Genomic DNA, 16015 nt, shown 5'->3' with positions numbered 1-16015 from the left:
CATCATGATCTAGCGATCGCGCCGTAAATCACTTCGATCACGCTATTGGCTGCTGCTTCCGGACTAAAGCCTTGATACCGCAATGCAAATGCACGGGCCGCCGTTAAAAGGTCTGGGTTATCTAACGCCTTCCTGACGATCGCCCTCGCACTATCGATTGTCCGCGGAGCTCGCCACAACAATCCGGCCCCCAACTCTTCGATTCGCCGTGTAACTAGCAGTTGTTCGACAACTTGCGGGACCATCAGCAAAGGCACGCCAGCAAGCAACGCATCTGACATAGTTCCGCTCCCATAGACAACAGCCAAATCGGCTTGGCGAAGTCCCTTGTCTAACGATACGGGGTGAGTCAATAGCTTGAACCTCGGCGATGAAACGTGCCGAACAGCCTCTTCGGAAACCCCAGGAGCCACACATAGAACGCTTGCCCCGCTTTCTTGTAGGGCGGTTATGAGATGTTCGAAGCCAGGTACAGATGGACGCAAATAGGCGAATACCCGCTTCCCCTCGCCTGAAGGCCATTCACCTTCTGCTGTTGCGGGCAAGGCAGACAACGGCCCGACATAGCGCGCATTTGGCCGGTCGCCGTAGTGGTCCAGCTCGGGGAAAGTCGTAAGCACCGCAGGTAATCCACTGAACAGGTCAGCGACACGGTGTAGGGGTGACTTCGAGTATTGCCGAAGAACGGTGTTGACGTTCCTCAGGACAGTTGCATCGATCTCGCGTAACTCGCTTATCGAGCTTCTATCCCACGGTCGGATGCTCGGGAGCGGGTCAACGCTAGGTGGAAGTTCAAAGCCGATGCATGTCATAACAGCCGGAATTGACAAAACTCGGGCAGCGAGGACCGCGGTGGGTGCATGGTTGATGACAACAACATTCGGCTGGAGGGCCTCAAGCAAGGTCATCCAACCGGAAAGGCCACCTGCCAAGCTCACTTCATCATCGTAGCCGCTCGCCAAAAGGACGCCGGAGTAGTTCACCGGAGGACGCCCGCGATCGCTGCTCGTGCTTAGGCGTGGTGCTTGGAAGAACTGGAAGTTGCGAGACGCCAGCACCTGTTGCGCGATACGGAGATCTCGTACCGCGAATGTCACCTTACAGCCCAGCTCGCGAAGCCGCTGAGCCACAGGGAGATCTCGGGCCAAATGTCCTAGGTTTGCTCCCAATTCCCATACAAACAGTACTCGCTTCATGGTCGAGAATTCAATTTCACAAAAATCAGAATTTATAAATATTTACTTGAGAGCTTACCCCACTACAAGACGAGTGTCTTTTTGAAAGGTGTCTGGTACCGTCTTCCCCAAAGAAAACGGAAAAGGGAATGGGTAGTACCAATCCCAAGCATAAGGGGGGTTACGAGTACCCAGAGTGCGTCTCTACACGATCATCGCCTTGATTCGAAGGCCAGTTTCGTATCGCTGTGGTGCTCCGTCTGCTGGTCTCCATTTTCCAATCGTTTCCACTTCACCTACGGCGAATCCATATAGCCAAATTCATTTGGTAAGAAATTATTGAGCGGATCCCAGGAAGGCGCCGGAACATTTTTAATTGATCCCTACTGAAACAAATATGAAAAAACATGCTTTTGTGGCGTTTGCGATTGCTGTAATTTCGTTGTCGGCATTTTCGGATGAGCTGGAAAATTGTGTCCAACAGGCGATGAAAGGGCACCCGAATGATGACATGTATTGCTATGCTCAGGAATCGCTGCGACTGGAGAGTCAGGAGGAAAAATTGTTTTCTGACAAGCTTCGGCAGCTGAATAATCTTCCAAGTTCGCTGGAAATTTCTTCTGAACTCAAACGAAAGGCTCGCCATGATTTTCTAGAGGCGCAAAAGCACTGGAAGACATATGTGGAGGCCGCCTGCCGATTTTCTTCGGATTCAAACCTGGGTTCCGGGCGGGCGCGAGCTTATTCCCAATGTAAGATAGATCTCATCAAAAGAAGAATTTCTGATCTGGAAGTCTCGGGGTTTTAGGCGCCAATCACACATTGGCTGTTGTGATTTAATCTGACGAATCATGTTTTTGTTTCGCATAATTCCCTGGTGCCGTATGGTTAGTGCGAAATTCGAGAAAATAATTAAATAATATTGACTATGACAATTATTTATTCCGCTGGTCTCGACTCTGAAACCTATAAGGTGCGGCTAAAGACGTTTATGCGGGCGGTGGAGGGAAGTGAATATTCCCCCTATGTGGACACCGCTAATCCCGGGGTGCCAACAATTGGATGGGGTTTCGCATTGAACAATGCCCATGCCGTGCAAGCGGGGCGAAACTTCATTTATACGACTGTGCTCGGCATCGACCCGAGTCGTATTGTGGTTCCGCTGGATCATAGCGCTCCGCAGTATGCCGCACAGAAGGCGGATAGGGACAAGGAGAAGTATTACCAGGACAGGCTAACTGCCGTCCTAAACCAATATTGGTCGCCGGACAACACCATACAGCACTTAGGGTCATCCGTTCAACTGGTGTCGGCTTTGAATGCAGTACTTGCTGAGCGTGCAGCATATATATCCGCTAACTATACGGAAGCAGACAAGGCTTTAATTGGCAGCCCGAAGACTTCTTTTAGGTTTTCCTCGGACAGTCAGATTGCAGAGGCCTTCCTTGCTATAAAACCGACCTTTGATTCTCGTCTCAATTCTTTTCTCGGTGGGGTTGCCCCGTCCGATTCGAATGAGCGAATCGCCCTGTTTTCAATGACATATCAGGGAAATATGGGGGTTGCAATCCGTACGCCGCTAATTGCGGCATTGAGCTTAGCGAACAAGAATGATGCTCGAGCGGAAGCTTGGTATGACGTACGTTATCTAGCCCCGAATACCAGGCAAGGGTGGCGATCCTACATGGAGGCGGCCATGTTTGGTCTCTACACGTCGGGCCAAGCTATGAGTGAAGACGTGGCGCGTGCGACCTATCGAATGTATACCCGTCACTCCCAGGCTATGGTCGCATTTGAGAGTGCACATACGGCAGATTTGGCACAGGCCAACGCAAAGTTGGCCGGATTGGCCACGGCAGACTCGCTAGTAGCATCACTTCACGATGCTGAAAGTTTCTTGGTTGCAAAATATGGTGCGGGAAATTCTTTTTCAGAATTGAACGTCTTTGTTGCTGAGGAGGCAGGAAGTTCGATAAATAAATCAAATGTGAATGTATCGACTCTTATAGTCGGAGGCTCTGCTAACGACACATTGATGGGCGGGCGAGGTGATGATGTTATTGCTGGTGGCGGTGGTAAGAACACTTTGCAGGGTGGTGCTGGTAACGACAAATACATCCATAGTTCCAGTGCGGAAGCAGATACTATCGTCGACTCGGATGGACGCGGGTCTGTTCTGACTCAGGATAGTAATGGTACGACGCAGCAACTCCAAGGCGGAGAAGGCACCGCTAGCTTGTACACTTGGGTCGGCGCCGCAAGCGGCGAACAATATAAATTTGACCCCTCCTCGAGTGGCAGCCATATTGGGACACTCACTATCACAGGCGGTACGGTTGGCGCTGGTCCGATCGTCATCAACAACTTCGATCTGAATCGCGCCCAGACGGACCCAAGCGGGTACCTTGGTATCAAGTTCAAAGAGAAGGTTGCTGTAGCCGCAGGTACTAATCACAACAGCGATCCTTTTTCCAACGGGATATATTCCTTGTCGGATGTGGCTGCAGCAGCGGAGGGGATGCTACAGACGCTAACGCTCTACGCTTCGGCAACTAGCGCTACTGCGCAGCAAATCACACTGGCATTGCTCGGAGATTCGTCGCTATTCAAGATTCTCTCCGGGACCAGCTTACTGGATTTCTCAGCAGGCGCTCTTACAGTAACGATTCCACCAGGGGCGGATAGCGTTTCACTTGGCCTGGTTTATACCGGCACTTCCGCCGGCGCGACCGCGCAACTGACTGCTGCATTAGTCAATCCGGACGCAGAGGACACTGCCACTCCCAGCAATACGTTCACTGTTAGCTTTTCGCCATCCGCGAACTCGAGCACAGTTGTGGACCTGTCTACTCAGGCGGGCGCATTGGCGTATACGCAACTCGACCCGAATCAAGATGTTCGTATCGACAATGCTCGGCACGACAACTTTGGCACAACACTAATCCAAGGTCAGAACGGTAACGACATTATTGTTGGCGGAGACGTTCCTCTCCCGCTGCTTACGGCTCTCCACGGCGGGGCTGGCAACGATCGCCTCTACGCTGGCGCCGAACTCAGTTTGGGCGACGCCATTGCGCAGGGTGAGTCCGATGTGCCCAGGGGAAATAGCCAGCTACTTCTTTCGGGCGGCGGCGGTGATGACCAGCTCATTGGGGGGGCTGGCAATGACGTTATGTTTGGCGGTGACGGTTCTGACACCATTGTTGGCGGCGCGGGCAACGACATCATTTTCGGTGATGGCGACATTGGTGATGTCGGCATGTTTACCGGTTCGTCCTCCGACGGTTCTTGGATCTCTGGTGCAGTGGACGTGTCTACCGGGCAAGTACCTGGTTTCAACTTTACGACCCGCCTGGGTAGCTACACGGGCCAGCGCGATTCCGTGGGCGGCACAATTGAGACGACTCTCTATCGCAGTTTCTTGCTTAACCCACTCGTTTCCACCGACTTTTCCTCATTGATGAGTCTGAGCGGAGATGACATTGCTGCAGCCGAGCCGGGACATCAGAATTACGTCGGCTTTAGCCAGTATCACTCTGGTGCTCTGAGTACCAACGCCGGCACGGGTGATGACCTCATCTATGCAGGCGCCGGCGACGACGTCGTGAATGCTGGTCGAGGCAACGACATCGTCTACGGCGGAACAGGCAACGATATCGTTGCAGGTTACCAGGGCGATGACTTTATTGATGGTGGGGATGGTGATGACATTCTCTATGGCGACTACCTTTCCTCCGCCAACGGCCCGTCGACCGTCACTACTACGGTCTATGGTCATGAGGTATCGACGACCAACACTCTGGACCCCTCGCAACACGGCTCCGACACTTTGATCGGCGGAGCGGGCAACGACCAGATCTTTGGGGGTGGGGGTAGCGATTACATTTTGGGCGGTGACGGCAACGACATCATCTTCGGCGATGACGTGGTCGCGATCGGCGCCTATGCAGGGAACGATTACATCGATGCCGGTAGCGGAGACGACCGGGTAATCGCTGGTGGTGGAAACGACTATATCTTGGGCGGGGATGGAAATGATTACCTAGTCGGTGATAGCCAGTATGAGGTAGCTAGCTACCAAGGCAATGACTATCTGGATGGTGGGGCCGGTAATGATGAGCTGCGCGGTGGCGGTGGTTCAGACACGCTGTTGGGTGGCGATGGCAACGACATCCTGATTGGCGACGCCAACGAAACAGGCGATGCCATTCTCACGGCTAATAACGATGACTATCTGGATGGCGGCGCCGGAGATGACTATCTCGACGGACAGCTAGGTAACGATACTCTGCTTGGCGGCACAGGTAACGACGTGCTGCATGGCGGCATCGGAAATGACATCCTGGACGGTGGTGACGGCGACGACACGCTGTACGGTGACGACGGCGACGATACTCTCTACGCCAGTGAGGGTAACGATCTCCTCGCCGGCGGCAGTGGTATGGATCGCTATGTGTTTGCGGATGGCACAGCCCAAAGTGAGGTGCAGGACGGCGTGTTGCAGATCCACACTGTCATCGACGACTCCGACACCGATAGCCGAATTGAATTCGACGCGAGCGTCGATCCCGCGACCATCCAGGCGTCTGTAACGCCAGACGGCCAACTCGTCGTGCAGTTTGGTACCGACGGCGCATTCGCCTTGCGTCAGGGCCCAGACGCGCTGGGTTCGGTGGCTTTTGCCGATGGCACCGTATTGAGCCGAGGTGATTTCCTAAACAACTACCTCTCTACTGCTCTGGATATATCTGGGAGCAATCAGGTGCTTGACGGATCCGCGGTGGCTGACAGGTTGGTGGCGACCGGCGGAGCGACGGTGTCAGGCGGAAAGGGAGACGACCTGATCAATCTGAGCGGAGCAGGAAATACCGTCGTCTACCAAGTAGGCGACGGCGCAGACCTCATCCAACCGGCCGGTGGACAGTACGCGATCAAGTTTGGATCGAACCTGACCGCGAATGACCTCGTAGTCGCTGTGGACGGCGATGCTCTGGTACTGACGTTCCAAGACCAGGGCGGCGACTCGCTACGTATTGCGGGCGCGGCAAGTCGTGCCGAGCTGCGGCCAACGATGCTGCAGTTTGGCGATGGATCGAGCGCTTCATTCGATACGTTCCTTTCGAGCTATCGACAGGTGCTCACGGGAAGCGACGGGGACGATACTCTAATCGCAAACACGCAGCTTGCCTTTGGGTACGACATTCAGGGTGGTGCCGGAAGCGATTACCTGCAGGGTGGCAATCTGGCGGATACCCTATCAGGTGGCGAGGGTGATGACTATCTGGACGGTGGCCAAGGCGACGATGTGCTGATTGGCGGCACTGGGAACGATTGGCTGTCGGACCGGTATGGCGCCAATATCTTCCAGTTCTCCGCAGGAGACGGTTCCGATCAGATCGCCGCAATCAGCGCTGCCAGCATTCTGAAGTTTGACGCCACGGTCGTTGCATCTGCTGCCAGCTTCTCTCTGGAGCCGAGCACCAATGGCTGGGATTTGATCGTCAACTATGGGAATGGCGATAGCGTGCGCGTTGCCAACGGTGTGATGCTCCTGGACGGAAAAACACCCACCACAACGTTCTCGGGTATCCAATTTGGCGATGGAACGCTGCTTACGTCGAGTGACATCCTGGCTCGTATGCAGGGTGTGCAAGGCCAAGCAACTGCTGGCTCCGACACTCTGATCGGCGGTGGCACTGATGACCTGCTCGATGGCGGTACGGGCGGCGATACGTTGATCGGCGGAGCGGGCAGCGATACCTATCGCATCCACGCTGGTGCGGGTATCGATACGATCATTGACTCCGGCACAGACCAGGAGTCGATTCAGTTCGTCGATGGTGTTCAGGCGACGGATCTGATTGTCCGCCAAGTTGGGATTGACCTTTACATTGGTACGAAGGATCGTGCGACCGGTGCGCTCATTCGCGACTACTTCGCTAATACCCAGAAGACCTGGAACGTCACTGCCTCCGGCGTAGCCTTCGACCTGCAGGGGGCACTGGCAGCACCCGTGACCGAAGTCGAGCGCTTGCGCCAAGCCTTTGAAGACCGCCAGTTCTTCGATATGAAGAAGCGCCTTGCTGACTACGGCGGCGTCGACGGCTATGAGCGGAGCCAAATCAGTGGACGACAGCCGGGCTGGCAGTACTCCGGCCATCCGGGCGTAGTGAATGGCTTAGTTGTGTTGGAGGATCGTTCGCTGGATGAGGCGGTCGCTAACCCAACTGGTAGCGAGGCATACGCTGATAAGGGCACTACTGAAATCACAACCTCAGGGGTCAGCACGTACGCAGACATTCGTTACGTGCAGGTGCGGGACGGACCTATGAGATCCCCCAGTACTATGGTCAGACCGGTTATTCGCTCCCCGCAGGCGCAAGCTCTTTCTGGCAGACCAATCCGGATGGTTCGCGCCATTTAATGGTGACCGAGGCCTCGCACTATGAAATGCGATTCTTCGGCAACGTCACGCAAGCGTGGACCAACACGTCGACCGTTCAAGTCTTCGATCATACGGTCACCCTGCAAAACCTGACAGGGACGGATGGCGCCGAGACGTTCGTTCTGAATCCAGCTGACGAGTACGGAAACAAGGGGTCGCGCGACTTCCGCGGTTCCATCTCGGCTGGCGGTGGTGATGATGTGATTGACCTTTCTGCTACTCAGGTGAACAACCAGGATTGGTGGTCGGGTCCGCACAGCGATAGCCCGAATGCCGTAGACGTTGGCTATGGCGCCTTCGTGGACGGTGGCGAGGGCAACGACCTCATCGTTGGCACCGAAGGCAAGGACTTCCTCGTGGGCGGTGCTGGTAACGACACGCTCAAAGGCGGTATGGGTGCCGACACCTACTGGATCGGCCGGAATGCAGGCGACGCCGACGTCATCGACGACGAAGGATATGTCTCTTCGGACTTCTTGGACGAAGCCAATGCATATGGCGGGGTGTTCCCAAGCGATGTTCTCGATTTCGGGCCCGGCATTGCACTGAGCGACCTTAGCTATGCGCTGCTTGAGCGTCAGGATAAGCAAGGGACAATTCTGCGAATCTTTATCAATGATTCGCAGCACGTTGACGTCACGTACGACATGCTCAAGCAGTCGGCGCCTGGTCAAGTGGGTATCGAGCTCTACCAGTTTGACTCCGGACAGACGCTCACGCTTGCCCAGTTGCTCTCGGCCATTCAGCCGTCTACCCAACACTATGGGCCGGTCGTCAACTGGTCGTCGGATTTCGACGACTACCAGTGGGCCGTTCAGGACGACGAGTTTTCGATGTCGATTCCGAGCGATCTATTTATGCAAGCCGGTACGACCAACGTAGCGCTTGCCGTGACGCTCGCAGACGGTAGCCCGCTCCCCGCTTGGCTACAGTTCGACCCAGAAACCGCGACGTTGTCGGGGCAAACACCACATGGCGCCGCCTACTATCAGCTTCGCGTCGTGGCGACCGATTCGACGGGGGACCAATCGGTTCGAAACTTCACGCTGAATGTGGCGGGCGACCGTATCAGTACGGAGTACAACGAGGACGGGAGCTGGCAGACCACCGTCCAAGACATGGACGGTAATCGAACCACGACGTTCTACTCAGCCGACGGTACGCGCCTGCGCGACGAGTGGAGCAAAACCAATGGCACCAACGGCACCGACACGTTCTCCGCCAACGGTTCCAGCGTCCACACGAGTGATTCGAACTGGACCGGCCACACAGTAATTACCGATGATGGGCAAGGCAACGTCACGCATACATACCAGACGACTTGGTCCTACCAGAACCTCGTCGGTAGCGGCGTGAACGATACCTTTATCGTCGATCATTTTGGCGCGACGATCCAGGAACCTGCGGGTGGTTCGAATGCCGTAGTGAAGACGTCCATCAACTTCACCGTGCCTGATAACGTCAACCAAATTGTCCTGACGGGCAATGGATACCAGCGCGTAGTCGGCAATCAAGCCAACGATTCGTTTGCCGTTACAGGTGCGGCATCTGCCAGTCCCGAGCTAGTTTTGGGTGACGGCAATAACACCGTGTCGGGCCAGAACAGCAACGTCACGGTCTACGTTGGCGCGGGGAACAATGATGTGATTCTTGGCGACGGTAACAATGTCGTCGCGGTCAATCTCCTGCAACATACCGAAAATGCTGGCAATGGTGACAACGAGATTTATCTGGGCGGCGGTAGCAACTTCGTTCGCGTCGGTAATGGCAACAACACGGTAGGCGTTGGCACAGGGAACAACACGATCACGGTCGGGAGTGGCAATAACACCCTCTATGCCGGTCATGGTGCCGGAACCAACACCATCACGTTCGGCGATGGGGTCAATGTCGTTACGGTCGGCGATGGAGCCAATACCATCACGGGAGGCGGCGGCAATAGCACGATTTGGGGTGGCAACGGTAACAACGCCATCACGGTAGGCAACGGTGACGACACGATCGGCCTCGGTGATGGCGCCAACGTGGTGACAACCGGCGACGGCGCAAGCCACGTGTCGGCCGGTACCGGCGACAACCGGATTACCGTTGGCGGTGGCCAGAACACCGTGAATGTCGGCGCTGGTTCCAACACGGTCATCGGCGGCAACGGTGGTGACGCGGTCTACGCCGGTGACGGTGCAAACCACATCCAGTTGGGTGATGGCAACGACACGATCGGTCTGGGTGTGGGCGACAACACCGTCGACGCCGGTGCCGGGGACAACACCATCTACGCGGGTCGTGGCGCTGGAAACAACATCATCACGGCGACGGATGGCCGCAATGTCGTGACCGTCGGTGATGGTGCAAACGCTGTTCATCTTGGTAACGGTGATAGCGCTGTTTATGTCGGTAACGGCAACAACCAGATCACATTGGGCTTGGGTAACAACACGATCAACGGTGGAAATGGCGCCAACGTGTTGAATGCCGGCGCTGGCAACAACACCATCTGGTTGGGGACAGGCAACAACCAGATTGTCGTCGGCAACGGCAACAATTCCGTTGGAGTCGGTAGCGGTAGCGACAGCCACAACACCATTCAAGTCGGCGACGGTACCAACAGCATTGCGGTGGCTGCTGGCACCAACGACATCCGAGTTGGCAATGGGGCGGACGCTATTCAGACCGGAAACGGTGTCAACACGATCCAGCTTGGCTCCGGCCAGGTCACGCTCACCAACTATGGTGGGCAGGATACGGTCAACTTCGCCTCCACAGTGCAAGACGATCAGCTCTGGTTTGCTCAGGATGGCAATGACCTGCTAGTCACCGTGGACGGGACGCTGTCGAACCTGCGCCTGGCCGACTGGTTCAATGGCGCGACGCATGCGACCTTGGTCGCGGGCGATGGGCACCAGTTGATCGACAGTCAGGTGAACTCGCTCGTGCAGGCGATGGCGCAGTTCTCCCCGCCGCCGGTCGGGCAGACGACGTTGTCCCAGCCCCAGCAGGACAACTTGATGCCGGTAATTGCTGCCAGCTGGCGTTAAGTGGTGAAAATGCTCGACCGTTCCTTCGTGGGGTGGTCGAGCTTTTTGCCCTGTGTTCTATTCAGTCGTTGGTGTCGAGTGTCGTTAGAAAAATTACATGAAGCACTGCAGCCGGTTTGTCCGGTTGCAAGCTGCTGGTTGGGGAGGTCTGTGATCTACGCATAGCGGGCTGAATCAGTGCCGCTGTGTGTCTGGCTTTTCTTTGAAGACGCCCCGCCCACTCCTACTGCGGGCTTATAGGGCCGCCTTCTTCTTTGCTCCGATTTGCGACCGATGTACCGCGCCAAGCTTTTGTCTTGCGTTCGGTGAGACGTACATGACTCAAACCAACATTCATCCCACATCCACAACCCCGGATAGTGGCTCGCCGCCTGACATTGACACCGCCCTTGCGTGCGTTCTGATCATGGCCAGTCTGCACGGCGTCGCGGCGGACGAGGCACAACTCCGCCATGAATTCGGCCATCGTCGATTCGATTCACAACTCGTGCTGCTGGCCGCGAAACAATTGGGCCTGACTGCCAAGTTGGTCAGGCAGTCTGCCGATCGGCTGGACCGCGCGCCGCTACCCGCGATCGGAATTGACCAAGCAGGTCGATATTTCATCCTCGGTAAGTACGACGCGGCCGGAGACTCCTCGCGTGTGCTGATTCAACGCCCAGGTAACCCGCCCAGCGTGCTGTCGCTGCAGGACTTTCTCGCCACATGGAGCGGTGAACTGATCCTGTGTACCAGCAAGGCAAGTTTTGCCGGCGACATGGCCAAGTTTGATTTCACATGGTTCGTGCCGGCGGTCGTCAAATACCGCAAGCTGCTGGGCGAAGTTCTTTTGGTTTCCCTCGCTCTGCAGATCATCGGCCTGGTTACACCCATGTTCTTCCAAGTCGTGATGGACAAGGTGTTGGTCAATCACGCCATGAAGACGCTGAACGTGATCGCCATTGGCTTAATCTGCGCGGTCCTGTTTGAAGTCACGCTCACCAGCATCCGGACCTGGGTGTTTGCCCACACCAGTAGCAAGATCGACGTCGAGCTGGGAGCGCGTCTGTTCCGTCATCTGCTGAGCTTGCCCCTGGCTTACTTCCAGGCGCGGCGTGTGGGTGACTCGGTGGCCCGCGTGCGGGAATTGGAGAACATCCGCAGTTTTCTGACCGGCAACGCCATGACGGTCGTGCTGGACTTGCTATTTTCCTTCATCTTTCTGGCGGTGATGCTGTGGTACAGCGCTTGGCTGACGTTGATCGTGGTGATCTCGATTCCGCTGTACATCGCGCTGTCGGCCATCTTCACGCCCATCATCCGCGCCCGGCTGAACGTCAAGTTCAACCGGAACTCGGAGAACCAATCCTTCCTTGTCGAGACCATCAGCGGCATTGATACCGTCAAGGCAATGGCAGTCGAGCCCCGCTGGACCCAGAAGTGGGACCAGCAACTGGCGGCCTATGTGACGGCAGGCCTCGCCGTCACTAACGTGGCGACGATTGCCAGCGGAGGTGTGACCCTCATCAGCAAGCTGGTGACGGCCGGCATCATGTGGTGGGGTGCCAGCCTCGTCATCGACCACAAGATGTCGGTGGGTGAACTGGTGGCGTTCAACATGCTCGCGGGCCAAGTCTCATCCCCGATTCTGCGTCTCGCGCAGCTCTGGAATGATTTCCAGCAAGTCGGCATCTCCATGAGCCGGTTGGGTGACATCCTAAACGCACGTACCGAAGTCGTTGGTCAGAAGTCCCGCCTGCCCAAGCTGGCTGGCGCCATTGGCTTCGATCAGGTGGCGTTTCGCTACCGGCCCGACGCACCCGACGTGATTCGTGGGATCTCCCTGGCGATCGCACCCGGTGAAGTAATCGGCATTGTTGGCCGGTCTGGCTCTGGCAAGAGCACGCTGACTAAGCTTGTGCAGCGCTTGTATGTGCCGGAGCGTGGCCGTGTTCTGATCGACGGTCAGGACATCGCGATTATCGATACCGCATCGCTGCGCCAGCAGATCGGCGTGGTGCTGCAGGAGAACACCCTCTTCAGCCGGTCAATTCGCGACAACATTGCGCTGACCAATCCGGCCGCTCCGCTCGAAGTGATTATCGAAGCGGCGAAGCTGGCTGGTGCCCACGATTTCATCTGCGAACTGCCGGAAGGCTACGACACGGTCGTCGGCGAACACGGTACGGGGCTGTCCGGTGGGCAGCGCCAACGCATCGCCATTGCACGCGCGTTGATCACCAACCCTCGCATCCTGATCTTCGACGAAGCGACCAGTGCGCTGGACTACGAGTCAGAGAAGATCATCCAGGACAACATGCGCCGCATTTGCCAAGGGCGCACGGTTTTGATCATTGCGCACCGCCTGTCTGCCGTGCGAGAAGCCAACCGCATCATTGTGATGGAGCGAGGCCAGGTCGCCGAAATGGGTAGCCACGCGGAATTACTGAAAAACCCGCAGGGCATCTATACCCACCTCTACAACCTCCAGCAAGGAGGTGCGGTATGAGTGTGCGCCATCGCATGCAAGCGTGGGGAGACCTGTGGCGGCGCTATGGTGCTGCCTTCCGCCACGCCTGGCAGCATCGACATGCCATCACGATGCCGAAGTTCATGCCGCATGAGGCGGAATTCCTGCCATCGGCGCTATCGCTGCAGGCGCGGCCGGTCTCTCCGGCTGGACGCTGGGTTGCCAGGATTCTGATGCTGCTCATCCTTGTGCTGCTCGTATGGTCCATCGTGGGCAAGATCGACATCATCGTGAACGCACAGGGCAAGATCGTGCCGTCAGGACGGACCAAGACGATCGCCTCGGTGGAAATCGCCAGCGTGCATGCTCTTCACGTCCAAGAGGGGCAGGTGGTAAAAGCTGGCGACCTGCTCGTCGAACTCGATGCCCGCGCGAGTGACAGCGAACGCGACAAGGCAGTCGGCGATGCGCAGCTGGCGCGCTTGCAGGCCGCACGTTCCCGTGCGCTGCTGGACGCCATTGATCGCGCAAAGGCGCCGGTCTTGCCACCGATAGACGAGGTACCAATCGAGCGCTGGCGCGAGGCGCAGCAATACCTGCAAGACCAATGGCGCGATTACACCGCCAAGCTCACACGTTTGGACGGTGAAATCCGCCGATATGCAGAAGCACTGCCGCTCGCGACTCAGCGGGCCCGGGATTACGCCGACCTCGCCGGCAGTCACGATGTTTCCCGCCACGCCTACCTAGAGAAGGAGCAGGCGCGCGTGGATCTTGAGGGCCAACTCATCGACGCCCGCAACCAGAAAGCCGCGCTGACGGCGGAAACACGGCGGGTTGCACAAGACAGCCTGAACGAGGCCAAGAAGGTGTTGGGGCAGTCTTCAGAGGATGCCAAGCGTGCTGGTGTGCACAGTGAACTGCTCAAGCTGGTTGCACCTGTAGACGGCACGGTTCAGCAGCTGACCGTTCACACGGTCGGGGGTGTCGTTCCGGCCGCACAACCGCTGATGCAAATCGTGCCGCAGCAGAGCGTGGTCGAAGTTGAGGCGTTCATGGAGAACAAGGACGTCGGCTTCGTCCAGGAGGGGCAGGAAGCCCAAGTCAAGATCGACACCTTCGAATACACGAAGTACGGCACGGTGCCGGCACACGTCACCCACGTGTCGCGCGACGCAATCGAGGACGAAAAAAAGGGCCTGATCTACTCGGTCAAGGTTGCCCTCGACAAGAACACGCTGGATGTCGATGGTAGGCAAGTCGCGCTGACTCCAGGCATGAGTGCGACAGTAGATATCAAGACTGGAACGCGGCGCGTCATCGAGTACGTGCTTTCTCCGCTGATCCAGCACGGACAGGAAAGTTTGCATGAGCGGTAAGGTGGGAGAACGCGCTACTAAAGCGCTGTTGTACGGAGTCGCCTGCGGGTTCATGTCGTTGTACGGAAATCCAGCATCGGCATGGAGTTGGCCTGCACGTCTTGACGATCCACTCTACGCACGCCCTCCGGTGTTGGACCGGGGTGCGGTACTACCTGGCGATGGGCAGCCCATCGTGTGCCCATCGGGCACAGCGATGGAGCACCCGCTTACGCTCAGTGAGGCCGTCGATCTGGCGCTATGCAACAATCCGCAGATTAAGGCCGCTTGGGCTGCGATCAAGATTCAAGCGGGGGCCGTGGGCGAGGCGCGTGCCGCCTACTTGCCGACGGTGACATCAACGCTGTCGCAGTTGCATACGCGCAACGAGTTTCCTGGTCGTCCGGAGGCCAACAACTCGACGGATGGGCATACGCTGTATGCAGGTCTGAACTGGCGCATCTTCGATTTCGGTACGCGAGCAGCGAATCGTGAGGCAGCGAACGCCTTGCTAGTCGCCGCGATGACATCTCACGATGCAGCACTGCAAAAGACGCTTGCCGCTGTGGTGGGCGCCTATTTCGATGTGTTGACGTCACACGCGGCGGTGTCTGCCCGAGCTGAGGCCACCAAACTCGCGCAAGACACGCTGGATGCAACCGAACGACGAGAGAAGAAAGGTGCCGCAGGCCAGAGCGACACGCTGCAGGCACGCACGGCGCTTGCCAAGGCGCAGCTTGCAGAGCAGCGGGCGCGTGCGGACGACAACAAGGCTGTCGCCGTGCTGGTCTATGCAGTGGGCCTGAAACCTGGCGCCCCGATTCAACTGGCAGAGACGCGCGATGTGTCATCCACCGACGGGGTCGGTGATCTGCAGGGCTGGCTGGATGATGCCATGACGCGACATCCGGCCATCGCGGCGGCACGGGCGCAACTGGATGCGGCGCGGGCCAAGGTGCGCCAAGTCCGGGACGAAGGTCTACCCACCATCGATCTGACTGGCAATGTGTACCAGAACGGCTACCCGAATCAAGGGCTACAAGGGACACGCTCGACGGTCACGACCGTCGGTGTCACGCTGACGGTCCCATTATTCGAAGGCTTCGCTCGGACGTATAAGGTCCAAGGTGCTGCCGCGCAAGTGGAACAAAGCGCTGCTCAGTACGAGGATACCGAGCACCAAATACTCTCGGACGTGGTCAAGACGCATGCGGATGCAGTCTCTGCGCTCAGTAACTTGGAGGCCTCAGACACCCTACTGAAGTCGGCGCAGGCAGCACTCGTGTCGTCGGAGAGGCGATATGCAAAAGGCGCGGCAGACATTCTGGAACTGCTATCGACGCAATCTGCTCTTTCGGATGCACTGCAGGAGAGAGTGAGGTGCGTGTCGGAATGGCGCTCGGCACGCCTACGGTTGATGGCAACGGCCGGAGTGCTGGGGCTCGCGAATCTTCAGTGAACCAATTTCGACAGCTTGCGAAATAGTAAGGTCCTGAGCACACGTGGATACCAACCGCATATCGATGGAAGTTCTGACATCCGCGGAACCCGTA

Annotated in this window: 7 protein-coding genes; 6 read left to right on the top strand and 1 reads right to left on the bottom strand. The window is 57.1% G+C overall.

Annotated features, from left to right (window positions below):
• Positions 1-2: 2 nt before the first annotated feature.
• Complete coding sequence (locus FUT88_RS03140) at positions 3-1196, bottom strand: glycosyltransferase (protein ID WP_147213777.1); 1194 nt, start codon at positions 1194-1196, stop codon at positions 3-5.
• A 376-nt stretch (positions 1197-1572) separates the two neighbouring features.
• On the opposite strand from FUT88_RS03140, the gene FUT88_RS03135 reads away from it, so the two are divergent.
• The 6 genes from FUT88_RS03135 to FUT88_RS03110 all read left to right on the top strand — a co-directional run bounded on the left by FUT88_RS03135 (position 1573) and on the right by FUT88_RS03110 (position 15921).
• Positions 1573-1983 (top strand): lysozyme inhibitor LprI family protein, encoded by a 411-nt coding sequence (locus FUT88_RS03135; RefSeq protein ID WP_147213776.1) that lies wholly within the window; start codon positions 1573-1575, stop codon positions 1981-1983.
• Positions 1984-2103: 120 nt separating this feature from the next.
• Positions 2104-7599 carry a beta strand repeat-containing protein gene (locus FUT88_RS03130; RefSeq protein WP_147213775.1) on the top strand — a complete coding sequence of 1832 codons (5496 nt, stop codon included), beginning with the start codon at positions 2104-2106 and terminating at the stop codon, positions 7597-7599.
• Positions 7599-10655, top strand: coding sequence for a putative Ig domain-containing protein (locus tag FUT88_RS03125; protein ID WP_186829223.1), 3057 nt, complete (start codon positions 7599-7601; stop codon positions 10653-10655). The genes FUT88_RS03130 and FUT88_RS03125 overlap by 1 nt, the downstream gene beginning before the upstream one ends.
• A 316-nt stretch (positions 10656-10971) precedes the next feature.
• Complete coding sequence (locus FUT88_RS03120; protein WP_147213774.1) at positions 10972-13143, top strand: type I secretion system permease/ATPase; 2172 nt, start codon at positions 10972-10974, stop codon at positions 13141-13143.
• The gene (locus FUT88_RS03115; RefSeq protein ID WP_147213773.1) at positions 13140-14483 is read left to right on the top strand and encodes an HlyD family type I secretion periplasmic adaptor subunit; all 1344 of its coding nucleotides are present in this window, start codon (positions 13140-13142) and stop codon (positions 14481-14483) included. Before FUT88_RS03120 ends, FUT88_RS03115 begins: the two co-directional genes overlap by 4 nt.
• Complete coding sequence (locus FUT88_RS03110; RefSeq protein WP_147213772.1) at positions 14473-15921, top strand: TolC family protein; 1449 nt, start codon at positions 14473-14475, stop codon at positions 15919-15921. Before FUT88_RS03115 ends, FUT88_RS03110 begins: the two co-directional genes overlap by 11 nt.
• Positions 15922-16015: the final 94 nt, after the last annotated feature.

Origin of the sequence: Ralstonia sp. TCR112 (assembly GCF_007997035.1) — a bacterium.
Taxonomy (GTDB): Bacteria; Pseudomonadota; Gammaproteobacteria; order Burkholderiales; family Burkholderiaceae; genus Ralstonia; species Ralstonia edaphi.
The sequence above is the reverse complement of the archived record's forward strand: the minus strand, read 5'-3'. Positions and strand labels throughout refer to the sequence as shown.

What these genes read in the sequence shown, in the direction of transcription:
- FUT88_RS03130 (WP_147213775.1), top strand. Translation starts at nt 2,104, where the DNA reads ATGACAATTATTTATTCCGCTGGTCTCGACTCTGAAACCTATAAGGTG.
- FUT88_RS03110 (WP_147213772.1), top strand. Translation starts at nt 14,473, where the DNA reads ATGAGCGGTAAGGTGGGAGAACGCGCTACTAAAGCGCTGTTGTACGGA.
- FUT88_RS03120 (WP_147213774.1), top strand. Translation starts at nt 10,972, where the DNA reads ATGACTCAAACCAACATTCATCCCACATCCACAACCCCGGATAGTGGC.
- FUT88_RS03140 (WP_147213777.1), bottom strand. Translation starts at nt 1,196, where the DNA reads ATGAAGCGAGTACTGTTTGTATGGGAATTGGGAGCAAACCTAGGACAT.
- FUT88_RS03135 (WP_147213776.1), top strand. Translation starts at nt 1,573, where the DNA reads ATGAAAAAACATGCTTTTGTGGCGTTTGCGATTGCTGTAATTTCGTTG.
- FUT88_RS03115 (WP_147213773.1), top strand. Translation starts at nt 13,140, where the DNA reads ATGAGTGTGCGCCATCGCATGCAAGCGTGGGGAGACCTGTGGCGGCGC.
- FUT88_RS03125 (WP_186829223.1), top strand. Translation starts at nt 7,599, where the DNA reads ATGGTGACCGAGGCCTCGCACTATGAAATGCGATTCTTCGGCAACGTC.